Source organism: Paracoccus sp. C2R09 (genome assembly GCF_018860625.1).
Lineage (GTDB): Bacteria > Pseudomonadota > Alphaproteobacteria > Rhodobacterales > Rhodobacteraceae > Paracoccus.
In genome coordinates this window covers 39,404-64,153 of record NZ_JAHKQB010000027.1, presented here as the reverse complement: position 1 = coordinate 64,153, position 24,750 = coordinate 39,404, and the positions used below count along the sequence as shown (strand labels likewise).

Annotated in this window: 23 protein-coding genes; 12 read left to right on the top strand and 11 right to left on the bottom strand. The window is 66.9% G+C overall.

What is annotated here, in order from left to right:
- Positions 1-5 precede the first annotated feature (5 nt).
- Positions 6-248 carry a phosphoribosylformylglycinamidine synthase subunit PurS gene (gene purS / locus KO490_RS10625; RefSeq protein WP_216019396.1) on the bottom strand — a complete coding sequence of 81 codons (243 nt, stop codon included), beginning with the start codon at positions 246-248 and terminating at the stop codon, positions 6-8.
- A 9-nt stretch (positions 249-257) separates the two neighbouring features.
- Positions 258-1,019, bottom strand: coding sequence for a phosphoribosylaminoimidazolesuccinocarboxamide synthase (purC, locus tag KO490_RS10620; RefSeq protein WP_216019395.1), 762 nt, complete (start codon positions 1,017-1,019; stop codon positions 258-260).
- A gap of 130 nt (positions 1,020-1,149) precedes the next feature.
- Here purC and KO490_RS10615 point away from each other — a divergent pair, with 130 nt between their 5' ends.
- Positions 1,150-1,464 carry a DUF1476 domain-containing protein gene (locus tag KO490_RS10615; RefSeq protein WP_216019394.1) on the top strand — a complete coding sequence of 105 codons (315 nt, stop codon included), beginning with the start codon at positions 1,150-1,152 and terminating at the stop codon, positions 1,462-1,464.
- A 4-nt stretch (positions 1,465-1,468) separates the two neighbouring features.
- Here the strand turns inward: KO490_RS10615 and KO490_RS10610 are convergent, their stop codons facing one another.
- From KO490_RS10610 to KO490_RS10600, 3 genes are read right to left on the bottom strand one after another with little or no spacing between them, the layout of a single operon-like run.
- Complete coding sequence (locus KO490_RS10610; RefSeq protein ID WP_216019393.1) at positions 1,469-2,791, bottom strand: MATE family efflux transporter; 1,323 nt, start codon at positions 2,789-2,791, stop codon at positions 1,469-1,471.
- Positions 2,788-3,288 (bottom strand): PaaI family thioesterase, encoded by a 501-nt coding sequence (locus KO490_RS10605; RefSeq protein ID WP_216019392.1) that lies wholly within the window; start codon positions 3,286-3,288, stop codon positions 2,788-2,790. Before KO490_RS10605 ends, KO490_RS10610 begins: the two co-directional genes overlap by 4 nt.
- A 3-nt stretch (positions 3,289-3,291) precedes the next feature.
- Positions 3,292-3,735, bottom strand: coding sequence for a PaaI family thioesterase (locus KO490_RS10600; protein ID WP_216019391.1), 444 nt, complete (start codon positions 3,733-3,735; stop codon positions 3,292-3,294).
- Between the two features lie 125 nt (positions 3,736-3,860).
- Between KO490_RS10600 and KO490_RS10595 the strand changes: the two genes are divergently transcribed.
- The 11 genes from KO490_RS10595 to KO490_RS10545 all read left to right on the top strand — a co-directional run bounded on the left by KO490_RS10595 (position 3,861) and on the right by KO490_RS10545 (position 16,274).
- Positions 3,861-4,238, top strand: coding sequence for a MerR family DNA-binding transcriptional regulator (locus tag KO490_RS10595; RefSeq protein WP_216019390.1), 378 nt, complete (start codon positions 3,861-3,863; stop codon positions 4,236-4,238).
- Positions 4,239-4,347: 109 nt separating this feature from the next.
- Positions 4,348-4,746 (top strand): MerR family DNA-binding transcriptional regulator, encoded by a 399-nt coding sequence (locus tag KO490_RS10590; protein WP_216019389.1) that lies wholly within the window; start codon positions 4,348-4,350, stop codon positions 4,744-4,746.
- A 4-nt stretch (positions 4,747-4,750) separates the two neighbouring features.
- Entirely contained in the window at positions 4,751-6,526 is a 1,776-nt protein-coding gene (locus KO490_RS10585) for an acyl-CoA dehydrogenase C-terminal domain-containing protein (RefSeq protein WP_216019388.1), read from the top strand.
- A gap of 52 nt (positions 6,527-6,578) precedes the next feature.
- The gene (locus KO490_RS10580; RefSeq protein ID WP_216019387.1) at positions 6,579-7,220 is read left to right on the top strand and encodes a glutathione S-transferase family protein; all 642 of its coding nucleotides are present in this window, start codon (positions 6,579-6,581) and stop codon (positions 7,218-7,220) included.
- Positions 7,217-8,428, top strand: a complete 1,212-nt coding sequence (locus KO490_RS10575; RefSeq protein ID WP_216019386.1) for an acetyl-CoA C-acetyltransferase — start codon at positions 7,217-7,219, stop codon at positions 8,426-8,428. Before KO490_RS10580 ends, KO490_RS10575 begins: the two co-directional genes overlap by 4 nt.
- Before the next feature lie 11 nt (positions 8,429-8,439).
- Positions 8,440-10,626 (top strand): 3-hydroxyacyl-CoA dehydrogenase NAD-binding domain-containing protein, encoded by a 2,187-nt coding sequence (locus KO490_RS10570; protein ID WP_216019385.1) that lies wholly within the window; start codon positions 8,440-8,442, stop codon positions 10,624-10,626.
- A gap of 127 nt (positions 10,627-10,753) precedes the next feature.
- Positions 10,754-11,929: a toxic anion resistance protein gene (locus KO490_RS10565; RefSeq protein ID WP_216019384.1), complete on the top strand. Its 1,176-nt coding sequence runs from the start codon at positions 10,754-10,756 to the stop codon at positions 11,927-11,929.
- A gap of 2 nt (positions 11,930-11,931) precedes the next feature.
- Positions 11,932-12,972, top strand: coding sequence for a DUF2927 domain-containing protein (locus KO490_RS10560; protein WP_216019383.1), 1,041 nt, complete (start codon positions 11,932-11,934; stop codon positions 12,970-12,972).
- A 73-nt stretch (positions 12,973-13,045) separates the two neighbouring features.
- Positions 13,046-14,167, top strand: a complete 1,122-nt coding sequence (locus KO490_RS10555; RefSeq protein WP_216019382.1) for an SPFH domain-containing protein — start codon at positions 13,046-13,048, stop codon at positions 14,165-14,167.
- Positions 14,168-14,169: 2 nt separating this feature from the next.
- Positions 14,170-15,336, top strand: coding sequence for a zinc ribbon domain-containing protein (locus KO490_RS10550; RefSeq protein ID WP_216019381.1), 1,167 nt, complete (start codon positions 14,170-14,172; stop codon positions 15,334-15,336).
- 26 nt (positions 15,337-15,362) lie between these two features.
- Positions 15,363-16,274 carry a carbohydrate kinase gene (locus KO490_RS10545; RefSeq protein ID WP_216019380.1) on the top strand — a complete coding sequence of 304 codons (912 nt, stop codon included), beginning with the start codon at positions 15,363-15,365 and terminating at the stop codon, positions 16,272-16,274.
- A gap of 30 nt (positions 16,275-16,304) precedes the next feature.
- Here the strand turns inward: KO490_RS10545 and hflX are convergent, their stop codons facing one another.
- The 6 genes from hflX to KO490_RS10515 form a co-directional block, all read right to left on the bottom strand.
- Positions 16,305-17,639, bottom strand: coding sequence for a GTPase HflX (gene hflX, locus KO490_RS10540; RefSeq protein WP_216019379.1), 1,335 nt, complete (start codon positions 17,637-17,639; stop codon positions 16,305-16,307).
- Positions 17,640-17,873 carry an RNA chaperone Hfq gene (gene hfq, locus KO490_RS10535; protein WP_216019378.1) on the bottom strand — a complete coding sequence of 78 codons (234 nt, stop codon included), beginning with the start codon at positions 17,871-17,873 and terminating at the stop codon, positions 17,640-17,642. It lies immediately after the preceding gene.
- 118 nt (positions 17,874-17,991) lie between these two features.
- Positions 17,992-19,614 carry a TrkH family potassium uptake protein gene (locus KO490_RS10530; RefSeq protein WP_216019377.1) on the bottom strand — a complete coding sequence of 541 codons (1,623 nt, stop codon included), beginning with the start codon at positions 19,612-19,614 and terminating at the stop codon, positions 17,992-17,994.
- An 11-nt stretch (positions 19,615-19,625) separates the two neighbouring features.
- A complete protein-coding gene (gene trkA, locus KO490_RS10525; RefSeq protein WP_216019376.1) occupies positions 19,626-21,002 on the bottom strand; it encodes a Trk system potassium transporter TrkA in 1,377 nt (458 codons plus the stop codon).
- Between the two features lie 82 nt (positions 21,003-21,084).
- Entirely contained in the window at positions 21,085-22,476 is a 1,392-nt protein-coding gene (locus KO490_RS10520; RefSeq protein WP_216019375.1) for a sigma-54 dependent transcriptional regulator, read from the bottom strand.
- Positions 22,473-24,731, bottom strand: coding sequence for an ATP-binding protein (locus KO490_RS10515; RefSeq protein WP_216019374.1), 2,259 nt, complete (start codon positions 24,729-24,731; stop codon positions 22,473-22,475). Before KO490_RS10515 ends, KO490_RS10520 begins: the two co-directional genes overlap by 4 nt.
- Positions 24,732-24,750: the final 19 nt, after the last annotated feature.

Genomic DNA, 24,750 nt, shown 5'->3' with positions numbered 1-24,750 from the left:
CGGTCTTACTGCGCGATCTCGATGCTGTATTTCTCGATCACGGTATTGGCCAGCAGGCCTTCGCACATGCGCGCCACTTCGGCGCGCGCGGCCTCGGCATCGGTCGCCTCCAGGTCAAGCTCGATCAGCTTGCCCTGGCGGACGCCGCCGACGCCCTTGTGGCCCAGACCGCCCAGGGCGTGGCGGATCGCCTCGCCCTGGGGATCAAGGACGCCGTCCTTCAGCATGATGGTGACAAGAGCTTTCATGGCGTCCTCTCAGTTGATCGCGGTCGGTTTCAGGCTGGTCGTGTTGGCGGGCATCAGGCCCAGCCGGCGTGCCACCTCGGTATAGGCGTCGGTCAGATCGCCCAGATCGCGCCGGAACACGTCCTTGTCCAGCTTCTGGCCGGTCTTGACGTCCCACAGCCGGCAGCTGTCGGGGCTGATCTCGTCGGCCACGATCAGCCGCATGAAATCGTTGTCCCAGACGCGGCCGATCTCGATCTTGAAATCGATCAGCTTGATGCCCGCGCCATAGAAGACCCCCGACAGGAAGTCGTTCACGCGCAGCGCAAGGCTGACGATGTCGTCCAGATCCTGCTGCGTCGCCCAACCGAAGGCGATGACGTATTCCTCGGACACCATCGGATCGCCCAACTCGTCGTTCTTGTAGCTGTACTCGACGATGGGACGGGGCAGCATCGTGCCCTCTTCCAGGCCCAGGCGCTTGGCCAGCGACCCTGCCGCGAAGTTGCGCACGATCACTTCCAGCGGCACGATCTCGACCTGGCGGATCAGCTGCTCGCGCATGTTGATGCGCCGGATGAAGTGGTTCGGCACGCCGATATTCGTCAGACCCTGCATGAAGAACTCGGACAGGCGGTTGTTCAGCACGCCCTTGCCTTCGATGGTGGCCTTCTTCTGCGCATTGAAGGCGGTCGCATCGTCCTTGAAGTACTGGACCAGCGTTCCCGGCTCCGTGCCTTCGTAAAGGATCTTGGCTTTGCCTTCGTAAATCTTCTTGCGCCGCGGTGCCATGGCCCGACCGTCCTTTCGCATGTCCCCGATGCCGCGCCTTATCGCGAAACGCCCCCCACACGCAATACGAGGCTTGCCTGCAAGGGGTCCGCATGCCCATATCTGGGTGATAAGACAGCAGGAGGGTCCGATGACCACATTCGACGATCGCGAACGCGCTTATGAATCCAAGTTCGCCCACGACGCCGAGTTGCGCTTCAAGGCCGAGGCCCGCCGCAACCGCCTGCTGGGCGAATGGGCGGCGGAACTGCTGGGCAAGACCGGCGACGACGCCCGCGCCTATGCCATGAGCGTGGTCACCTCGGATTTCGAGGAACCGGGCGAGGACGACGTCTTTCGCAAGGTCGCGGCCGATCTGGACGGCAAGGCCGATGCGGACACGATCCGCACCAGGATGGCCGAATTGACCCTCGAGGCCCGCCGACAGGTCGCCGACGAGGCCTGAGCGATCATGCCGGGGCGGCCGCCGCCTCGGCCCTTGGGTACAGGCGGATCATCGTGACCGCCCGCGCCGCGTTCAGCGCCATCAGCGCCGCCCACAGCCCGTGATTGCCCATGACGGGCGGCAGCAGGACCACCCCCAGCACGAAGACCGCGACCGACTGGATCATCGCGACGCGCATCTCGCGCGTCAGGGTGGCGCCGATGAAGATCCCGTCCAGCATCCATGCCCCCGCCCCCAGAAGCGGCGCGATGCCGATCCAGGGCAGGTAATGTCGCGCCTCGGCCCGGACGCCCGGCGCCGTGGTCAACAGGTCGATGATCGCCCCGCCCGCCCCCATGAAGAACAGCCCCAGCACGACGGCCCCGCCCATTCCCCATTTCGAGGTCAGCACAGATGCCCGCCGCACCCGGTCCGGCCTGCCGGCCCCCACGGCCTGCCCCACCAGGCTTTCGGCGGCAAAGGCGAAGCCGTCCAGCGCGAAGGCGGTCAGGGTCAGGAACTGCAGCAGAACCTGGTTCGCGGCCAGCGTCACGTCCCCCTGCCCCGCCCCCAGGAACAGGAAGCTGGTCATGCAGCCCTGCAGCAGGACCGACCGGATCATGATGTCGCCATTCACCCGCGCGAAGCGTTCCATCTTGGCCCGCGCCAGCAGTACCGCACCGCTGCGCGCGGCGGCCACGGCCCGGCGCAGCACCGGCATGGCCAGCCAAAGCCCCACGGCCAGCCCCGCATATTCGGCCGCCAGCGTCGCCCAGGCCACGCCCGCGACGCCCAAGGCCAGCCCCAGCACGAACCACAGGTCCAGGACCACGTTCAGCCCGTTCTGCAACAGTTGCAGCGCCAGCACGGCGCGTGTGCGCTCGACCGCGATCAGCCAGCCGGTCAGTGCATAGAGCCCGATCGTCGCAGGCGCGCCCCAGATGCGGATTGCAAGATATTGCCGCGCCAGGGTCTCGACCTCGGGGCTGGCGGGGGCCAGCCGGAACGCCGCCCAGAAGATCGGGATCTGCAGCGCGACGAAGGCCAGCCCCGCCGCGAAGCCGATGACCAGCGCGCGCAGCAGATGCGCGCCCACCTCGGGGGTATCGCCCGCGCCATGCGCCTGCGCGACCAGCCCCGAAGTGCCCATGCGCAGGAACCCGAAGATCCAGTAGACCGAGGCCAGGATCACCGCGCCGATGCCCACCGCGCCGATGGGTTCGGGCGCACCCAGCTGACCCACCACGCCCGTATCGACCAGCCCCAGGATCGGGACGGTCAGGTTCGACAGGACGATGGGCAGCGCGATATGCAGAACCCGGTTGCGGGTCAGCTCGGCTGCGCTCATGGCTGCGGCATCAGGAAATGCCCCGTGGCCTGCGCCATCAGCCGCGACCGGTTGTCCTGCCAGGTCTCGACATGGACGCTGGCATAGCGGCGGCCCGACCGGACGATCCGCGCTCGTGCATAGGCGTCGCGCGGCAGGCCCGACCGCAGATAGTCCACGGTGAAGTCGATGGTCTTGGGCAGACGCGGCACGCTGCCCGGCACCTCGGCGGTGGGGGCGATGCGGCCGGCCTCCATATCCTCCCACATGGCGGTCCAGGCCAGCTCCATGATCGCGGTCATTTCAAGGAAGGCCGCCGTCACGCCGCCATGGATCGCGGGCAGGCGCGGATTGCCGATCAGCCTGTCGGCATAGGGCAGGATGGCCGTCAGTTCGTCCCCGCGGCGGTCGAACTGGACGCCCAGCCACTGCATGTAGGGGACGCCTGCGACCAGCGCCTTCAGCGCCGAATCGCGGCGGGACTTGATCTGGTGAAGCGGTTCGTTGCGATCGCCCATGGACTACCTCTCGATCGTGAAGGCGCCGGTCGCGGTCGCCACGGGGTTTCCGCCGTCCTCGTCCAGCGCGACGGCGCGCAGGAAGGCGACGCTGCGGGTCATGTGATAGCATTCGGCCCGCGCGGTGATCCGCTGGCGCGGCGTGGCCGACCGCATGTAGTCGATGCGCAGATCCAGCGTCGCGGTGGACCGCGGCTGGCTGGGATGGGACATGACCGCCGCCCCCGAACAGGTGTCCATCAGCGCCGAGATGACGCCCCCGTGGATCACGCCCGTATGGGGATCGCCCACCAGGTGTTCCGCCCAGGGCATCGAGACCACGGCCTTGCCGGCCCCGATCTCGTCCACGCGCATCTGCAGGGCCCTGGCATGCGGCAACTGCTCGATGAAGGCCTGCGCAAGCTTGGCCCTCTCTTCGGCGCCGGGCGCCGTTCCGTCCTCGGACATTGATGCTCCTGTCGTTTTGTCATGATTATCCCTGCCCGCGTCCCATCCTCAACCCCGTCGATTCGGTTGAGATGCGTTCGCGCATTGCCTAGGTTGACGCCAAGGGAAATGCACAGGAGGCGCGGATGACCGGGGACGAACTCAGTTTCAAGGAAATGTGCACACGCTTCGACGTCACGCCGCGCACGCTGCGCTATTACGAATATATCGAACTGCTTCAGCCCCGTAAGGAGGGTCGCGCCCGTTATTACGGCCCGCGCGAGGTTGCGCGGATGACGCTGATCCTGCGCGGTCGCCGCTTCGGCTTCAGCCTCGAGGAGATTCGGCAATGGCTGCAGATCTACGACAAGCAGGGCTCGCGCGAACAATACGAGGTCTGGATCGGGATGGCCGAACGGCAGCTGGCCGTGCTGGACCAGCAGCTGAAGGAAATGCAGGGCGCGCGCGACGAGCTGGAGGAGCTGCGGCGCGCCACTGCCGAGGAGCTGAGCCGCATGGACTGACGTGACGGCAGGTGGCATCCGTGACGCGGCGTCTTGCTTACGTTCACGTCAACCTGCCCATATGTTCAGCCCAAGGACGACAAGCCGGTGAAGGAGGAGAAGCCGCCAGATGTCCGATACGCTGATGACCATCCGTGAAATGTGCGATGCCTTCGAGGTGACGCCCCGCACGCTTCGGTTCTACGAGGCGCGCGAGCTGATCTTTCCCCAGCGCAAGGGGCAGCATCGCCTGTACGACCGCCGCGACAGGGCACGCCTGACGCTGATCCTGCGCGGCAAGCGGTTCGGTTTCAGCCTCGAACAGATCCGACAGCTTCTCGAGCTCTATGAACCCGGCGGCGCGAACCGCACCCAGATCGCCGCGACGATCGAGGTGAGCCGCGACCGCCTGGCCGACATGGAGCGCCAATACGCCGAACTGAGCATCGCCATCGACGATCTGCGCCGCCAGATCTCCGATGCCGAAGGCCGGCTTGCCGCCGAGACAAACGAACAGCCCACGGGGTAAAGCCATGCCGATCTTCGAACCGCCCGTCCGCGACCTGCAATTCGTCCTGCACGACCTTCTCAAGCTGTCCCAATCGGACCTGCCCGGTCATTCCGATCTCGATCCCGAATTCACCGAAGCCATCCTCGAGGCCGCCGGCAAGCTGTCGGCCGAGGTGCTGGCGCCCCTGAACCGCGTGGGCGACGAGCAGGGCTGCGTTCTGGAAAACGGCGTCGTCCGCACGCCCGAGGGCTTCGGCAAGGCGTTCGAGGCCGTGAAGGAAGGCGGCTGGACCGCGCTGGATTGCGACCCCGAATATGGCGGGCAGGGCATGCCCTTCGCCCTCGGCACCGCCGTGGGAGAGCTGTTCGTGGGCGCCAACATGGCCTTCAACATGTATCAGGGCCTGACGCATGGCGCCTATTCGGCGATCCACGCCCATGGCACCGACGAACAGAAACAGACCTATCTGCCCAAGATGGTCAGCTGCGACTGGACCGGCACGATGAACCTGACGGAACCGCATTGCGGGACCGATCTGGGCATGCTGCGCACCAAGGCCGAACCGCAGGATGACGGCAGCTACCTGATCACGGGCCAGAAGATCTTCATCTCGGCCGGCGATCACGACATGTCGGAAAACGTCATCCACCTGGTGCTGGCCAAGGCCCCCGGCGGCGGCGAGGGCACCAAGGGCATCAGCCTGTTCATCGTGCCCAAGTTCCTCGTGAACGAGGACGGCTCGGTCGGGGAACGCAACGGCGTCTCGGTCGGATCGCTGGAAGAGAAGATGGGCATCCACGGCAATGCCACCTGCGTCATGAACTATGACGGTGCCAGGGGCTGGCTGCTGGGCGACCTGCACAAGGGCATGCGCGCCATGTTCACCATGATGAACGAGGCCCGTCTGGGCGTCGGCCTGCAGGGCTATGCCTGCGCGGTGCCCGCCTATCAGAACGCGCTGGCCTATGCCAAGGATCGCCTGCAGGGCCGCGCCGTCACCGGCACGCAGAACCCGTCCGGTCCCGCCGATCCGCTGATCGTGCATCCCGACATCCGCCGCAGCCTGATGGACCAGAAATCCTTCCTGGAAGGCGCGCGTGCGCTGGCGCTGTGGGGCGCGCATCTGATCGACCGCAGCCACATGGCACAGGATGCCGATGCCGAGGGGCTGATCTCGTTGCTGACGCCGGTCATCAAGGGCTTCATGACCGACAAGGGGCTGGAGACCACAATCCAGGCGCAGCAGGTCTTCGGCGGCCACGGCTATGTCGAGGAATGGGGCATGTCGCAATTCGTTCGCGATGCGCGCATCACCATGATCTACGAAGGCGCGAACGGCGTTCAGGCGCTGGACCTGGTCGGGCGCAAGCTGGCGCAGGACGGCGGCAAGCACGTCATGGCCTATTTCGAGATGGTGAAATCCTTCTGCAAGGAAAACGCCGACGGACCGCTGGCCGACGATTTCATCGCGCCGCTGAAGGCAGCCTCCAAGGACCTGCAGACCGCCGCCATGTTCTTCATGGAACGCGGGATGAAGAACCCCAACGACGCGCTGGCGGGCAGCTACGACTTCATGCACCTGTTCGGGCATGTGACCTTCGGGCTGGTCTGGGCACGCATGGCCGTCGCCGCGCAGGCGGCGCTGGATGCGGGCACCGCGGACGAGGCCTTCTATCGCACCAAGCTGGCCACCGGGCGCTACTACATGAAGCGCCAACTGCCGATGACGGCGACGCATCTGGCCCGCATCCAGTCGGGCGCCGAAACCGTCATGGCGCTGGAGGCCGAAGCGTTCTGAACCCGTGAACCGCAACATGCCGGGGGCCGCACCCCCGGCAGCAGGAGGAAAGATGACCGCAGATCTCTGGTGCTTCGGCGAAAGCGGCAATGCCTACAAGGCGGCGCTGACCCTGGAACTGACGGGCCATGACTGGCGCCCCGTCTATGTGGACTTCTTCAACGGCGAGGCCCGGACACCTGAATTCCGCGCGCTGAACCCCATGGGCGAGATTCCCGTCTTTCGCGAGGGCAGCCTGACGCTGACACAGTCGGCGGTCATCCAGATGCACCTGGCCGACCTGCACGGCAAGTACTGGGGCAGCGACCGCAACGAGACGCTGCGCTGGCTGATGTTCGACAACCACAAGGTTTCCGCCTCGGGCGGGCCGGCACGGTTCCAGCTGAACTTCATCCCCCAGAACAAGCGCCCCGTGGGTGCGGCAGAGTTCCTGCAGGGTCGCCTGCTGGCAGCGCTCAAGGTGCTGGACACGCATCTGGCCGATCGCGACTGGGTGGCCCCGGGCGGGCCGACCATCGCCGATTTCGCGCTGTGCGGTTACCTCTATTATCCCGAACCCTTCGGCTTCGACCGCGCCGAATGGACGAATATCGACCGCTGGCTGGACGGCATCGCCGATCTGCCCGGCTGGAAGCACCCCTATGACCTGATGCCCGGAAATCCATCGGACCGGGCGACCGAGGAGGACATATGACCGACGCATATATCTATGACGCCGCCCGCACGCCGCGCGGCAAGGGCCGCCCCGATGGCAGCCTGCACGAGGTCACGTCGCTGGCGCTGTCCGCGCGCCTGCTGAACGCCGTCAAGGAACGCAACAACCTGGAGGGCCACGCGGTCGAGGACGTGATCTGGGGCAACGTCACCCAAGTCAAGGAACAGGGCGGCTGCCTGGCACGCAGCGCGGTGCTGGCATCCGATCTGGACGAACGCATTCCGGGCCTGTCGATCAACCGCTTCTGCGCATCGGGGATGGAGGCCGTGAACCTGGCCGCCAACCAGATCAAGGGCGGTGCGGGCAGCGCCTATATCGCCGGCGGGGTCGAGATGATGGGCCGCGTGGCCATGGGCAGCGACGGCGCCGCCATCGCGGTCGATCCCAGCCTTGCGATGAAATCCTATTTCGTGCCGCAGGGCATCAGCGCGGACATCATCGCGACCGAATACGGCATCACCCGGGACGAGGCCGACGCCATGGCGCTGGAAAGCCAGCGCCGCGCCGCGCAGGCATGGGAGGAAGGTCGCTTCGTCAAGTCCATCGTTCCGGTTCTTGATCAGAACGGGCTGACGATCCTTGATCGCGACGAATACATGCGCCCCGGCACGACGATCGACGATCTGGCCAAGCTGAAGCCCGCCTTCAAGGAGATGGGCGAGATGATGCCCGGCTTCGACAAGGTGGCGATGCTGAAATACCCGCATCTGTCCGCCATCGACCACATCCACCACGCGGGCAACAGCAGCGGCATCGTGGACGGCGCGGCTGCCGTGCTGATCGGGAACGAGGAATTCGGCAAGGCCCACGGCCTGAAGCCCCGCGCCCGCATCCGCTCCACCGCCAAGATCGGCACCGATCCCACGATCATGCTGACCGGCCCGGTCCCCGTGACCGAGAAGATCCTGCGCGACAGCGGCATGTCCATCGGCGATATCGACCTGTTCGAGGTGAACGAGGCGTTCTCCTCGGTGGTGCTGCGCTTCATGCAGGCCTTCCAGGTCGATCCCTCGAAGGTGAACGTCAATGGCGGCGCGATCGCCATGGGCCATCCGCTTGGCGCGACCGGCGCGATCATCATCGGCACCCTGCTGGACGAGTTGGAGCGTCAGGACAAGAACGTGGGTCTGGCGACCCTGTGCATCGCGTCCGGCATGGGCGCGGCCACCATCATCGAGCGCGTGTGAGGAGCCTGATCATGACCGATTTCACGATGGAGAAGGGCGCCGACGGCGTCGCGATCATCACCTGGGACGTTCAGGGCAAATCCATGAACGTGCTGTCGATGGATGGCGCGAACACCCTGAGCGACCTGATCGACGACGCGCTGGCCGATGATGCGGTCAAGGGCATCGTCATCACCAGCGGCAAGAAGGACTTTGCCGCGGGAATGGACCTGAACGTCATCGCCGGCATGCGCGATCAGGGCGGTGCGCAGGGCGTCTTCGACGGCGTCATGGGCCTGCACCACCTGCTGCGCAAGATCGAGCTGGCGGGCATGGACCGCAAGACGAAGAAGGGTGGCAAGCCCATCGCAGCCGCCCTGCCCGGCACCGCGCTTGGGATCGGGCTGGAACTGCCGCTGGCCACGCATCGCATCTTTGCCGCCGACAATGCCCGCGCCAAGATCGGCCTGCCCGAGATCATGGTCGGCATCTTCCCCGGATCGGGCGGGACGATCCGCCTGACGCGCAAGCTGGGCGCGATGGCCGCGGCCCCCTTCCTGCTGGAGGGCAAGCTGTCGGACCCGAAGAAGGCCAAGGCCGCGGGCATCATCGACGAGGTGTCCGAGGATCCGGTGGCCGCGGCCCGCGAATGGGTGCTGAACGCGACCGATGCGGATATCGTGAAACCCTGGGACGCCAAGGGCTACAAGATGCCGGGGGGCGAACCCTTCCACCCCGCGGGCTTCATGACCTTCGTGGGCGCGTCCGCGATGGTGCATGGCAAGACGATGGGCGTCTATCCGGCGGCCAAGGCGCTTCTATCGGCGGTCTATGAGGGCGCGATGGTGCCCTTCGACCAGGCGCTCAAGATCGAGGCCCGCTGGTTCACCAACGTGCTGATGAACCCCTCCAGCAGCGCGATGATCCGCAGCCTGTTCATCAACAAGGAAGCCCTGGAAAAAGGCGCGAACCGCCCCGAGGCCCCCGATCAGAAGGTGAAGAAGGTCGGCATCTTGGGCGCGGGCATGATGGGCGCGGGCATCGCCTATGTCAGCGCGATGGCGGGCATCGAGGTCGTGCTGATCGACGCGGCGCAAGCCAGCGCCGACAAGGGCAAGGCCTATTCGGAAGGGCTGCTGGACAAGGCGATCAGCCGCAGGAAATCGACCGAGGAGAAGAAGGCCGAGGTGCTGTCCCGCATCACCGCCACGACCGATTACGATGCGCTGCAGGGCTGCGACCTGATCGTCGAGGCCGTGTTCGAGGACCCCTCGGTCAAGGCCGAGGTCACCAAGAAGGCCGAGGCCGTGATCCCCGAGGACGCGATCTTCGCGACCAACACCTCGACCCTGCCGATCAGCGACCTGGCCCGCGCCAGCAGCCGCCCCGAGCAGTTCATCGGCATCCACTTCTTCAGCCCGGTAGACAAGATGCTGCTGGTCGAGATCATCAAGGGCCGCGAAACCGGCCCCCGCGCCGCCGCCAAGGCGCTGGATTTCGTCCGCCAGATCCGCAAGACGCCCATCGTGGTCAATGATGAACGGTTCTTCTATGCCAACCGCTGCATCATCCCCTACATCAACGAAGGCATCCGCATGGTCGGCGAAGGTGTGAACCCGACCCTGATCGAGAATGCCGCCAAGATGATGGGGATGCCCCTTGGCCCGCTGCAACTGGTGGACGAGACCAGCATCGACCTGGGCGTCAAGATCGCCAAGGCCACCCGCGCGGCGATGGGCGATGCCTATCCCGACGATGCGGTCGACGAGGTGATCTTTGCCATGGCCGATGCGGGCCGCATGGGTCGCAAGGCGAATGCGGGCTTCTACGACTATGACGACAAGGGCAAGCGCCAGGGCCTGTGGGCGGAACTGGACACGCGCTATCCCCAGGCGGACGATCAGCCCGAGCTGACCGAGGTGCAGCACCGCCTGATGTTCGCACAGACGCTGGAGGCCGTGCGCGCCCTCGAGGCCGGCGTGCTGGAGGATATCCGCGAAGGCGATGTCGGCGCGATCCTGGGCTGGGGCTTCGCGCCCTGGTCGGGTGGCCCCTTCGGCTGGCTGGACATGCTGGGCGCCGCCCGCGCGGTCGAGATCTGCGATGGGCTGACCGAACGCCATGGCGACCGCTTCAAGGCCCCCGCCCTTCTGCGCGAGATGGCCGAGAAGGGCGACAGCTTCTATGGCCGCTTCGGCGCGGGCAAGCAGGCCGCCTGACGTGTCATGATTGCAAGGGGGCGATCAATTCGCCCCCTTGTCACGTTGCGAATGCGCGATTTCCCCATATGCTGCGTTGCGACAGGGCGTGGCATCCTCGCCGCGCCATTGGACAGGGAAGTTTGTGATGAGTGACGAAATTCGCCGCCGCGCCGAGGCCCTGCGCGAGGATATCGAAAGCGTGACCTCGACCGCGCTGCCCGAACCCGCCCCCGCCGAAGACCTGATCGACGCGCAGGATCCGACCGTGCAGGCGCAGGTCCGCCAGCGCATGGACGAGATCGACCTTGCGGACAGCAGCTCGATCCTTCGGTTCGGCACGCGTGCGCAGGGCGATCTGCAGCAGATCAGCCAGCAGATGCTGGGCGATGTCAAAAGCAAGGATGCCGGCCCCGCGGGCGACAGCCTGCGCGAGGTGGTGACGACCATTCGCGGATTCTCGACCCAGGAACTGGACGTGCGCCGCACGCGCAGCTGGTGGGAAAAGCTGCTGGGCCGTGCCGCGCCCTTCGCCAAGTTCGTCGCCAGCTATGAAAAGGTCCAGACCCAGATCGACCGCATCACCGCCGAGCTGGAAAGCCACGAGCAGACGCTTCTGAAGGACGTGAAATCGCTCGATCTGCTCTATGACCGGACGCTGAACTTCTACGACGAACTCGCGCTCTATATCGCGGCGGGCGAGGCCAAGCTGCAGGAACTGGATCGCAAGGTGATCCCCGCCAAGATCGAGGAGGTCGCCGCCCGCCCCGAGGGCGAGCAGGTGATGGAGGCGCAGGAGCTGCGCGACCTGCGCACGCTGCGCGACGATCTGGAACGCCGGGTCCACGACCTGAAGTTGACGCGGCAGGTGACGATGCAGTCGCTTCCCTCGATCCGGCTGGTGCAGGAAAACGACAAGTCGCTGATCACCAAGATCAATTCGACCCTCGTGAACACGGTGCCGCTGTGGGAAACCCAGCTGGCGCAGGCCGTCACCATCCAGCGCAGCGCCGAGGCCGCGCGCGCCGTGCGCGAGGCCAGCGATCTGACGAACGAGCTGCTGACGCGCAATGCCGACAACCTGCGCAGTGCCAATGCCCAGATCCGCACCGAGACCGAGCGCGGCGTCTTCGACATCGAAGCCGTCAAATCGGCCAATGCCCAGCTGATCGCCACGATCGAGGACAGCCTGCGCATCGCCGACGAGGGACGCGCCCGTCGCCGCGCCGCCGAAGAGGAACTGACCCGGATGGAGGGCGACCTGCGCGTCGCGCTGTCCTCGGCCCGCGCGCAACCGGCGGCAACACAAGGCAAGGCGGGCTGAACATGGCGCAGATCCTGGCCCGACTGCGACCGGGCTTCGTGGCGGCGCTGACGGGCGCATTGATGCTGGCCGCCTGCGATCGCGGACCCGATGCCCCCACCTCGCCCCGGCCGCAACCGGCCCCCGAAGGGCTGGCACCCCCGTCCGAGGCGCCCACGCCCAGCCAGGCGGAACTGCGCCAGGCAAGGGCCGAACGCAATCGGCAGGCCAACAACCAGAGCGCGTCCGCCGTGCCCTCGGATCTCAGCGACGCACAGCGGCAATACTATGCCTCGGTCGAGGCGAAGCTGCTGTCGCGCGGCAAGCTGCGCCGGGACCGCGCGCCGTTGGATGCGCCCATCGACGCCGATACGTTGGCGCGCAATTTCATGGCGATCGCGCTGCATGACGAATACAGCCCCACCGCCGACGGCCTGGTGGCCAAGGGTCGCGACGCGCCCCTGCGCCGCTGGTCGCAGCCCGTTCGCATCCAGCCGGCCTTCGGGACCAGCAACGGGGCGGGCGAACAGGCGGTCTGGCGGTCCGAACTGGCGCAGATGGCGGGCACCCTGTCCCAGGCGACCGGGCACCCCGTGTCCATGTCCGGCGGCGGCGGCAATTTCGTCGTTCTGGTGATGACCGAGGATGAACGCCGCGCCGCATCCGCCCGCATCGCGGAACTGGTGCCGGGCATTCCGGCCCGCGATATCGGCGTGCTGACGGGGCTGCCCGCCTCGATCAGCTGCACGGTCTTCGCCTACAGCCGGGGCGGCGCCGCCGATTACGCCCATGCCATCGCCGTCATCCGGGCCGAGCTTCCGCCCCTGCTGCGGACCTCGTGCATCCACGAGGAGCTGGCCCAGGGGATGGGCCTGTCCAACGACAGCCCCGCCGCGCGGCCTTCGGTCTTCAACGACGACGAGGAATTCGCCCTGCTGACACGGCATGACGAACTGCTGCTGAAGATCCTCTATGATCCGCGCCTGCGCCCCGGCATGTCCGAGGCCGAGGCCGCCCCCATCGTCCGCCGAATCGCGGCCGAGCTTCTGGCCCGCGAGGCGTGATCCCCCGCGACGCTTGATCCCCGCGCCCCCGCGCCCCATACATGGGCGCGGGGTCATCTGAACGGGGAACATCATGTCCATCTTCGACATCCTGGGCGGCGAATTCATCGAGGTCATCGAATGGGTCGAGGACAGTCCCGACACGATGGTCTGGCGCTTCGACACGGTCGGCCGCGCGATCAAGTACGGCGCCAAGCTGACCGTCCGCGAGGGGCAGGCCGCCGTCTTCGTCCACGAGGGGCAGCTGGCCGACGTCTTCGGGCCCGGGCTCTACCTGCTGGAAACGAACAACCTGCCGGTGATGACCCGCCTGCAGCACTGGGATCACGGTTTCCGCAGCCCCTTCAAGTCCGAGGTGTATTTCGTCGACAAGACGCGCTTCACCGACCTGAAATGGGGCACGCGCAACCCGATCATCGCACGCGACCCGGAATTCGGCCCCGTGCGCCTGCGCGCCTATGGCACCTATTCGATGCGGGTGACCGACCCTGCCCGCTTCATGTCCGAGATCGTCGGCACCGATGGCGACTTCACCCGCGACGAGATCGCGCTGCAGATCCGCAACGTGATCGTGCAGGAGTTCTCGCGCGCGATCGCCTCCTCGGGGATCCCGGTTCTGGACATGGCCGCGAACACCGATCAGCTGGCGCAGCTGGTCGCCAAGGCCATCGCCCCGGTCATCGACAGCTACGGCATCACCCTGCCCGAATTCTGGATCGAGAATATCAGCCTGCCCGCCGCGGTCGAGGCGATGCTGGACAAGCGCACCTCGATGGGGATCGTGGGCGACCTGGACCGCTTCGGTCAATATGCCGCATCCGAGGCGATGCTGGCCGCCGCCCAGAACCAGGGTGGCGCCGGTGCGGGCTTCGGCGCGGCGATGGGGGCCGCGATGGGCGCGACCATGCGCGGTCCCTGGGGCGCGGTCCCGCAGCAGGCGGCCCCGCAACCGGCCGCCGCAGCCCCCCCGCCCCTGCCCGGAAAATCGGTCGAGACAGTGTGGCACGTGGCGATCGACGGCCAGGCGCAGGGCCCCTTCGGGCGCGGACATCTGGGCCGCATGGTCGCGGATGGCAGCTTTACCCGCGACACGCTGGTCTGGACGCCGGGCCAGGACGGCTGGCTGCCCGCGGACCAGGTCGATGAACTGGCGCAGCTGTTCACCATGATGCCGCCCCCCCTGCCCCAAGCCTGAACATGCCGGACAGCCCACAGGAACACCGCTTTCCCTGCAGCAGATGCGGGGCAAGCCTGCGCTTCCGGCCCGGCCAGCAGGAGATGGTCTGCGACTGGTGCGGCCATGTCCAACCCATCGGGCCGGGCGATGCGCGCGCACCCGGCCGTCAGCCCGAGGCCGGTCCCCAGGATCCCGCCCTGCAATGGGACGCCGCCCACAAGACCCCCGAGCTGGTCGAGATCCCGCTGGAACGCGGCCTGCATCTGGATGCCACGGGCAGCGACATCACCCACGAGGTCCGCACGCTGTCCTGTCCCAATTGCGGGGCGCGGATCGACCTGGACGATACGCATCACGCCGGGGCCTGCCCCTTCTGCGCGACGCCCGTCGTCACCGATACCGGGGCCACACGGCGCATCAAGCCACAGGGTGTCCTGCCATTTCGCCTGACCGAGGCCGAGGCCCGCAAGGCCATGTCCGACTGGCTGGGCGGGCTGTGGTTCGCCCCGTCGGGGCTGGTGGCCTATGCCCGCAAGGATCGGCACCTGACGGGCGTCTATTCGCCCTTCTGGACCTTCGATGCCGACAGCACCTCGCGCTATTCCGGGCAGCGGGGCGATGTCTATTACGAAACGCATTGGGTGACTGAGACGGTGAACGGCAAGTCGCGTCGCGTCGCCCGCCGCGTGCCGAAGGTCCGCTGGCGACCGGCGCAGGGCCGGGTCGCGCGCAGTTTCAACGACGTGCTGGTGCCTGCCTCGACCGCGCTGCCGCAGCGTTTCACCGGCGCGATGGCGCCCTGGGACCTGTCCCATCTTGCGACCTATCGCCCCGATTTCCTGGCCGGGTTCGAGGCCGAGGGATATACCGTCGCACTGGCCGACGGGCACGGCGCGGCCCGCGCGCAGATGGCCCGCGTGATCGAGGGTGACGTGCGGCGCGACATCGGCGGCGATCAGCAGCGCATCCATGCCGTGAACAGCGATTTCAGCGCCGAGACCTTCAAGCATATCCTGCTGCCGATCTGGACGGCGGCCTACCGCTATAACGGGCGCAGCTTCCGCTTCGTGGTGAACGGACAATCGGGCCGGGTGATGGGTGAAAGGCCTTGGTCGGTCTGGAAAATCGCCGGTGCCACGCTTCTGGCGCTGGTAGCGCTAGCGATTATCATGTATTTCACGCGCTGAATCCACACGCCAAGGGAGGGAATGCCATGATCCTGTGTGCCGGTGAATCGCTGATCGACATGGTGCCGCAGAACGGCAGTTTCCGCCCGCTGGCGGGTGGTGCCGTGTTCAATACCGCCATCGCGCTCGGTCGCCTGGGGATCGATGCGGGCTACCTGTGGCCCATCAGCCGCGACCCCTTCGGTGAACAGATCCTGCGCCCCCTGGCCGAGGCCGGGGTGAATACCGATCTGTGCCCGCGCACCGACCGGCTGACCACGCTGGCGCTGGTCACGCTGGAAAACGGCGATGCGCGCTATTCCTTCTATGACGAGGGTTCGGCGGGCCGGATGATGACGCGCGACGACATCGCCCCCCTGCCCGACGAGGTGACGACGATCTTCGCGGGGGGTATCAGCCTGGTGCCCGATCCCTGCGGCGCGACGGTCGTATCGCTGATCGCCGATCATCATGCCGACCGCGTCGTCATGATCGACCCCAATATCCGCCCCTTCTTCATCACCCAGCCCGATGCCTATCGCGCGCGGCTGGAGCGGCTGCTGCCCATGGCCGATATCGTCAAGCTGTCGGCGGACGACCTGGAATGGCTGCATCCTGACCTGTCGCCCGAGGATGCGGCGCGCAAGGTCCAGGCATCCGGCCCGCGCATGGTCCTGCTGACCGGGGGCGAAACCGGCGCCCGCGCCTTCTGGGACGGTGAAACCGTCAGCGCGCCCGCCGTGCGCACCACCGTGGCCGACACGATCGGCGCGGGCGACACGTTCAACGCGGGTTTCATGGCCAGCCTGTCCAAGCAGGATCTGCTGTCGAAACCGGCGCTGGCGGGGATCACGCCCGACCAGATCCGCGCGGCACTGACGCTTGGCGCGCAGGCGGCTTCGGTCACGGTGTCCCGCGCGGGGGCGAACCCGCCCTGGGCGCACGAGATGCCCGCCTGAAACGAAAAGGGGCCCCTGAGGGCCCCTTCTTCATTCGTGATCCGGCTGATCCATCGCCTCGAACCCGGCGCGCTGCCTTGCGGTCCATCGCAGATGCAGCCGCAGCCCGTCCTCGGTCGCCTCCTCGCGTTCGACGACGCCCGCCTCGTGCAACCAGGCGCGACGACGACCGTCGGCAAAGTCCAGCACCACCTGGGCTTCCTCGCGCGGCTCGTCCAGCGCCAGTTCCAGATGCGCCTCGATCGCCTCGATCAGCGGGGCCAGCCCCTCGCCCGACAGGGCGCTGACGGCCTGCACACCCTCGGTCCGGGCATCGGTCCGCTGCAGGGCAGCCCGCGTGTCGGGTCCAAGCGCGTCGATCTTGTTCCAGACCTCGATCAGGGCCACATCCTCGTCCACGCCCAGGCTTTCGAGGATGTCGGCCACATCGCCCGCCTGTTCCTCGGTCTCGGGGTGGCTGATGTCGCGGACATGCAGGATCAGGTCGGCCTCCAGCACCTCTTCCAGCGTTGCGCGGAAGGCCGCGACCAGTTCGGTCGGCAGATCGCTGATGAAGCCCACGGTATCTGACAGGATGATCTTGCGACCGGAATTGCCGCCCCCCGCATCGGGCAGGCGGATGGCGCGCATCGTCGGGTCCAGCGTGGCGAACAGCATGTCCTTGGCCATCACCTCGGCCCCGGTCATGCGGTTGAACAGCGTGGATTTCCCCGCATTGGTGTAACCCACCAGCGCGACGATGGGATAGGGCACCTTGGCCCGCGCGGCGCGATGCAGCGTGCGCGTCTTGACCACGCGTTCCAGCTGGCGACGCAGGCGGGTCATCTGTTCGTCGATGGCGCGGCGGTCGGCCTCGATCTGGGTTTCCCCCGGACCGCCGACAAATCCCAGGCCGCCCCGCTGCCGTTCGAGGTGCGTCCAGGCGCGAACCAGCCGCGTGCGCTGATAGGACAGCGCGGCCAGTTCCACCTGCAGCACGCCTTCACGGGTGCGGGCACGGTCGGCGAAGATTTCCAGGATCAGCCCGGTCCGGTCCAGAAGCTTGACGCCCCAGTCCTTTTCCAGGTTTCGCTGCTGAACGGGGGTCACGGGACCGTCGATAAGGACCAGTTCGGCCTCGACGGCTTCCAGGCGCTCTCGGATCTCGGCAAGCTTGCCCTTGCCGAACAGCATGCCAGGGTTGGGGTCTCTCAGACGCGCGACTTCCTCGCCCACGATCTCGATGCCCGGCAGGGCATGGGCAAGCGCCACGGCCTCGGCCAGGGCATGCTCGGGCTCTCGGCGCTGCGTGCGCGAGTTCCCCAAGTCGGGGTGAATGACGTAGGCGCGTGTCGGCTTGGCTTCGGTAGAGGTCGGCTCGGCCAATCAGTCCTCGGATTCATACAGATTGATGGGCTGGCCCGGCATGATCGTGCTGATGGCATGCTTGTAGACCAGCTGCGACTGTCCGTCGCGGCGCAGCAGGACGCAGAAATTGTCGAACCAGGTGATCACACCCTGCAGCTTGACGCCGTTGATCAGGAAAATGGTGACAGGCACCTTCGCCTTGCGGACATGATTGAGAAACGCGTCCTGAAGGTTCTGTTTGTCACCGGCCATTATTTGTCGTCCGTTTGTCACTATCCCGATCGGTTCAACACTTAGGCGGTACCGGCACCCCATGCAAGCGCGCGGGGCGACATGGTTCATATTATCGTCAGATTGCTGCCAAAGCGCCTCAGCGGCGCCAGAATTCGGGCGACAGCAGCGCCAGCAGCGCCAGCGTCTCGATCCGGCCGACGATCATGGCCAGCGCAAGAACCCCCTTGGTGAAGTCCGGCAGGCCCGACCATCCCTCCCACGGGGCCGAGGCGATGCCCGCGGTCCCCTCGAAGGCCGGGGTCAGGGGAATGGCGGCTGCAAGCGGGCCGGTATTGGTCAGCGCGGCGATGGACAGGATGGTCGCGGTCTCGAACTCGATCTGGTGGATCGAGACCAGCGCGACCACCACCGCGATCGAGGTCGCGAACAGCATGAAGAAGATGAAGGCCAGATAGGCGCCTTCCCGACGCAGGCGCCGCGCGATGCGCCCCCCGCCCGACACGGAGCTGGGATGGATGATCCTCTCCATCTCGCGCTCTCCGTGGCGCGCAAGGGCATAGACGCGCAGCAGCTTGACCCCGCCCGCCGTGGTGGCGACGCCCCCGCCCATCATGGCAAGCCCCGCAAGGATCAGCCCCGGCGCGGTCAGACCCGACCAGGACCGCGCGCCCTGCCAGCTGACCGAGTTCCAGCCCGTCGTCGTGAGATAGCTGAGCGCGTTGAACATGCCCCCCCACAGCGCCGCCAGCCCCAGCCCGATCCGGTGCAACGGATCGTCATCCTGCATCGGCAGCTCGATCGCGCCCAGGAAGTGGCGCAGGAACAGCACGATGGTGACCAGCGCGACCAGGCCCAGGGCCATGCGCAGTTCGGGATCGTCGCGCAGCTTGTCGGTGGCGCGCAGCTCGGCCCCGCCCGGCCAGAAGCGCCGCGACAGCGCCGGCACGAGGAAGACGAAGACCAGCATCTCGCCCGGAACGCCTGTCACCTCGCCGGGGGGGCCCACCACGGGCGAGATCCCCGAGGTGGACAGCGTTCCCATCGCACGGGTCAGCGCAAGAAAGGACGGATCGCCCAGCAGCAGCAGCCCTACCCACAGCGCCAGCGTCAGCGCCAGATAGATCGGTCCCACCTCGACGCCCGCGCGCAGCAGGCGCAGCGCCGGATCGGCCAGGGGACTGTCATAGACGGGATCGGACAGATGCGGCTGACGCGTGCGCGGATCCGACGATTGCGGCAGCCTTTCGCGGTATTCCTCGCGCCCCGAAGGGCTGGACATGATCTCGAACCCGCCGACGCGCAGGGGTGCAAGGATCGCGACCGCCGCGACCAGGATGAAAAGCCCGCCCATCCAGCCGACCATCGCCCGCCACAGATGCAGCGGTTCCGGCAGCAGGTCCGCCGAATAGAGCGACGCCCCCGTGGTCGTCAGCGAGGACACCATTTCCCACCACGCGTTGACATAGCCCGTGTCGGGCAAACTCTCGGCGAAGGGGAAGGCCATCAGCACCGGCAGCAGGCCGAAGACGCCCAGCATGGTCAGAAGCGTCTCGCGCGATCTTTGCGGGCGCGGGTTGGCATGGGTCGCCAGCCCGATCAGCCCGCCCACGATCAGGATCAGCAGGGACGCGTAAAGAAACGTCCGCGCGATCGCGTCCTCATCCGTGACCGAGGCATAGGATGCGGGGATCAGCATCATCAACGCGACCCCCACGCTCAGCAGGATCAGCAGCGGCAGTCGGGACAGGGTGCCGATCATGGCATGCGCCTTCAGAAGAAGTCGATCGAGACCTGAAGCAGGCGCTCGACCTCGGGGACGTCATGGGTCAGCGCGAAGATGAGGACGATGTCGCCTTCCTCGATGCGCGTGTCGGCGGTGGGCTTCACGACGCGGTCGCCCTTGCGGACAGCCCCCAGAAGCGCGCCTTCGGGGAAATCGATGTCGCGGATCGCACGGCCCGACATCGGGCTGGTGGACAGGACCTGCGCCTCCATCACCTCGGCCTCGGCATCGCCCACGGAATAGATGTCGCGCACCCGCCCGTGGCGGATATGGCGCAGGATCGTCGAGACGGTCGTCGCACGCGGGTTGATATAGGCGTCGATATCCAGCGCCCCCATCAGCGGCACCAGCGTCGGGTCGTTGATCAGCGCGATGGCCATCTTCGCGCCGGACTGCTTGGCACGAACGGATGCAAGGATGTTCGTCTTGTCGTCATCGGTCACGGCCAGCACCGCATCGGCACGCGGGACGCCCGCCTCGTCCAGCAGTTCCGCCGACAGCCCGTCGCCGTTCAGCACGATGGTCCGTTCCAACCGGTCCGCGGCGAATTCGGCACGTCCGCGATCCCGCTCGATCAGCTTGGCGCGGATCCGTTCGGTCCGGCGTTCCAAGGTCTGCGCGACCGCAAGGCCCACGTTCCCCGCCCCGATGATGGTCAGGCGTTCCTGCTTCTGGGGCGGCTTGCCGAAGATGTCGAGCGTGCGCCCCACATCCTCGGCATGGGCGAAGACATAGATCTGGTCGCCCGCGAACAGCTGATCGCCCGGTTCCGGCGCGAACAGCCGCCCTTCGCGACGCACCCCCGCCACGATGGCCCGCAGGCTTGAGAACAGCTCAGTCAGCTGGCGCAGTGGCGTGTTCAGCGCCGGGCAATCGCGTTCCAGGTCGATCCCCAGCAGCTGGATCTTGCCGTCCATGAAGGTCTCGACATCGAAGGTCGAAGGCGCGGATAGGCGCTGCAGCGCGGCCTTCGCGACCTCTTGTTCGGGGCTGATGACCACGTCGATGGGCAGATGTTCGGTGCGATAGAGGTCGCTGTAGATCGCATCCAGATAGGCCGCGCTGCGCAGGCGGGCGATCTTGCGCGGGACCTGGAAGACGGAATGGGCCACCTGGCAGGTGACCATGTTCACCTCGTCCGAATGGGTGGCGGCGATGATCAGGTCGGCATCGCGCGCGCCGGCCTTGTCCAGGATGTCGGGATGGCTGGCAAAGCCCGTCACGCCCTGGACGTCCAGCGTATCCGTGGCGCGGCGGATCAGTTCGGGGTTGTTGTCGATCACCGTGACGTCGTTGCGTTCCCCGGCCAGGTGGCGCGCGATCTGCCAGCCGACCTGCCCTGCGCCGCAGATGATGATCTTCATGTCGTGCCCCCGAATGGCCCATGCGCGTGGCGCGCCCTGCCCCCTTGCCTATGACGCGGGGTCGGGGCGCGCAAGCGTGGCTCTATTTGCCCAGCACCATCTCTTCGTCGCTGCGCGCGCCGCCGACGACCCCGAGCGATTTCAGCTTGCGATGCAGCGCGCTGCGCTCCATCCCCACGAATTGCGCGGTGCGGCTGATATTGCCGCCGAAGCGGTTGATCTGCGCGACCAGGTATTCGCGCTCGAACAGCTCGCGCGCCTCGCGCAGCGCCATCGAGGTGATCTGCGGGCCGAGGCTCAGCGCGTCGCCATTCTCGGGCGTGGCGCCCTGGGGCTCCAGTTCCGAGGGCTGGATCGCGCCGCTGCCCTCGGCCAGGATCAGCACCCGCTCGATCACGTTGCGCAGCTGGCGGATATTGCCGGGCCAGCGCATGGATTGCAGCGCCGCGATCGTCTCTTCGGGCAGGTCGCGCGGGGTCAGGCCCTGCTGCTGGTGGAACACCTCGATGAAATGCCGCGCAAGATGGCCGATATCCTCTCGGCGGTCGGCCAGCGACGGCACGGCGATGGGGACCACGTTCAGCCGGTCGTACAGTTCCTGCCGGAACCGGCCCGCCGCAATCTCGGTCGGCAGGTCGCGATTGGTCGAGGACAGGACCCGCAGATCCACCCGCACCCGGTCGGTGCCGCCCGCGCGCATGAACTGCTGTTCGGTCAGCACGCGCAGGATCTTGGGCTGGGTGCCCACGGGCATGTCGCCCACCTCGTCGAAATAGATGATGCCGCCATGGGCCTGTTCCAGCAGCCCCGGTTCGATCCCGCGTTCCGGCGTCTCGCGACCGAACAGCACCTCCTCCATGCGCTCGGGTTCGATGGTGGCGCAGGGAACGGTGATGAAGGGCGCCGAGGCACGCGGGCTGTGCGCATGGATATAGCGCGCGGCCAGCTCCTTGCCGGTACCGGGTTCGCCCGACAGCATCACCCGGCCGTTCGACTTGGCGACCTTGTCCAGCCCGTCGCGCAGGCGCTTGAAGGCGATGGACTGGCCCAGCATCTCGGTGTTGCGTTCGCCACCGCGGCGCAGGGTGCTGTTCTCGCGGCGCAGGCGGCTGGTTTCCATCGCGCGGTTGATGACCACCATCAGCTGGTCGATGTTGAAGGGCTTCTCGATGAAATCGTAGGCGCCCTGCTTGATGGCCGCCACCGCGATCTCGATGTTGCCATGCCCCGAGATGATGATCACCGGTACGTCGGGATTGTTGCGCTTGACCTGCTTCAGGATGTCGATCCCGTCCATCCGGCTGTCCTTCAGCCAGATGTCCAGGATCATCAACGAGGGCTCCTGTTCGTTCAGCGCGCCCACCGCCTCGTCGGAATTGGCGGCCAGACGGGTCTCGAAGCCCTCGTCCTTCAGGATGTCCGAGATCAGTTCACGGATATCGCGTTCGTCATCGACGATCAGGATGTCACTCATGCAGTCGCCTCGCTGTTTTCCTGTCTGCTCTTCTTGGCCGCGCGCACCGGATGGCGTTCGCGCGGCAGTCGGATTTCGGCCAATGCGCCCTGCCCGTCGGGCGCATCCGTCAGGGTCAGGCTGCCGCCATGTTCCTCGACGATCTTCTTCACGATGGGCAGGCCCAGCCCGGTCCCCTGCGCCTTCAGCGTCACATAGGGCTCGAACAGGCGCGACCGGTCGGCGGGCAGGCCGGGGCCGTTATCCTCGACCTGCATCACCACCATCTCGGGTTCGGCCTGCATCCGGACCTCGATCCGGGGCCGCCACCCCTCGGGGGCGTCGGCCGCCCTTTCCTCGACCGCCTCGCCCGCGTTCTTGAGGATGTTCGTCAGTGCCTGCCGCAACATGCCCGGATCGCAATCGACGATCACCGGCTGATCGGGGATCCGCGTCACCACGCCGCCCGGCAGCGCGTCCTGCTGCAGGATCACGATCTCGGACAGAAGGGCCGCGATGTCGGTTTCGGCGCGGTCGGGTTCGGGCATCCGGGCAAAGCGGCTGAACTCGTCCACGATGCGCCGCAGGTCGTTCGTCTGGCGGATGATCACCTCGACATACTGGTCCAGCGCCGGGCGGTCCTCTTCGGGGGCCAGGGGCGCGAACTTGCGGCGCAGACGCTCGGCCGACAGCTGAATCGGCGTCAGCGGGTTCTTGATCTCGTGGGCGACACGGCGCGCGACATCGCCCCATGCGGCCATGCGCTGCGCGCTGACCAGCTCGGTCACGTCGTCGAAGGCGACCACGTAACCCTCCAGCGCGCCATCGTTGCCGCGCCGGACCGCCATGCGCACCAGCAGGCTCTCCAGTCGCGACTGGCGCATCAGGCGCACCTCGTCCTGCACGGTTTCCGCGACCGAGGAGGACAGCTTCTCGAACAGCGGCTCGAATTCGGGGACCAGCTCGGACAGCAGCGCGTCGATATCCAGCTTGGGGTCCAGCCCCAGCAGGCGGCTGGCCGAGCGGTTGACGAAATCGATCTCTCCGGCGGCATCCAGGCCGATCACCCCCGAGGTGACCGAGCCCAGCACGTTGTCGAACAGGCGGCGCTGCTCGTCGCTGACGCGGTAGCTCTCGATCAGCTCCTCGCGCTGCGCCTTCAGCTGCCGGGTCATGCGGTTGAAGGACTGCCCCAGGGTCTGGATCTCGTCGCCGGTCCGGGGTTCGGGGATCTGCAGGTCCAGATCGCCCCGGCCCACCTGTTCGGATGCCTGCGCCAGCAGCCCGATGGGCCGCGACAGGCGGCTTGCGAACCACAGGCCCAGCCAGATCGCCACCGCCACCAGCAGCAGCGCGAAGCCCAGATAGACCAGCGAGAATTCCAGCAGCACCTGGCTGCGCATCTCCTCGAGCTGGCGGTAATCGCCGGCCGTCGCGCGGGTGTCGTCCACCAGCCCCAGAAGGCTGCCATCGACGTCCCGCGTCACATAGAGGTATCGGTCGGCCAGCGGCGGCAGCGCCACGAGGGCGCGGAACTCGTCATTGTCCCAATCCTCGATCAGGACCAGCCCGTCGGTCTGCGCCCGGTCCAGATCGTCGCTGCCGGGCTGTTCGTACCAGAACAGGTAGCTGCGTTCGCCGCGCGCGCGGATCTCTCCGGCGCCGTTGATGATATAGGCCTCGCGCAGGCCGCGCTGGATCAGGCTCTGGCCCTGCGCCAGCAGCTGGCGCATCTCGCCATCCTCGATCAGCGGGTTCGCCCGCCCCGCTTGCATCAGGACGCCCGCCAGGGCGCGCGCATCCTCGGCCAGGTCGCTGCGATGTTCGGCCTGATAGGCCTCGGCCGCGGCCTGCGAGGTGGTCACCACCTGCTGCACCCGGTCCGAGAACCAGCCCTCGAGCCCGATATTGACCAGAAAGCCCGCGAACAGCGCCACCAGCACCGTCGGGATCAGCGCCAGCCCCGCGAAGATCGCGACCAGCCGCGCATGCAGCCGGGACGCCGGCGCCGCACGTCTGCGCGCCGAGATCAGTCGTGCCATGCGGGCCACGATGAAGGCCACCAGCACCAGAAGATACAAAAGATCGGCCAGCAGAACGGCACGCAGCATGTGCCCCGGCCAGTCCCGTCCGAAGGGGGTCATCACGGCGAATGTCGCGACGGCCAGCACCATGCCGGTGATCAGCACGATCCAGGTCGTCGCGCCCCGCCAATGCCGCGGCAGGCGCAGACGCGCCAACCTGTCCCAGCTCAAACCTGCCACGAGGCCCGACATAACCCCCACTTGCCGTCTG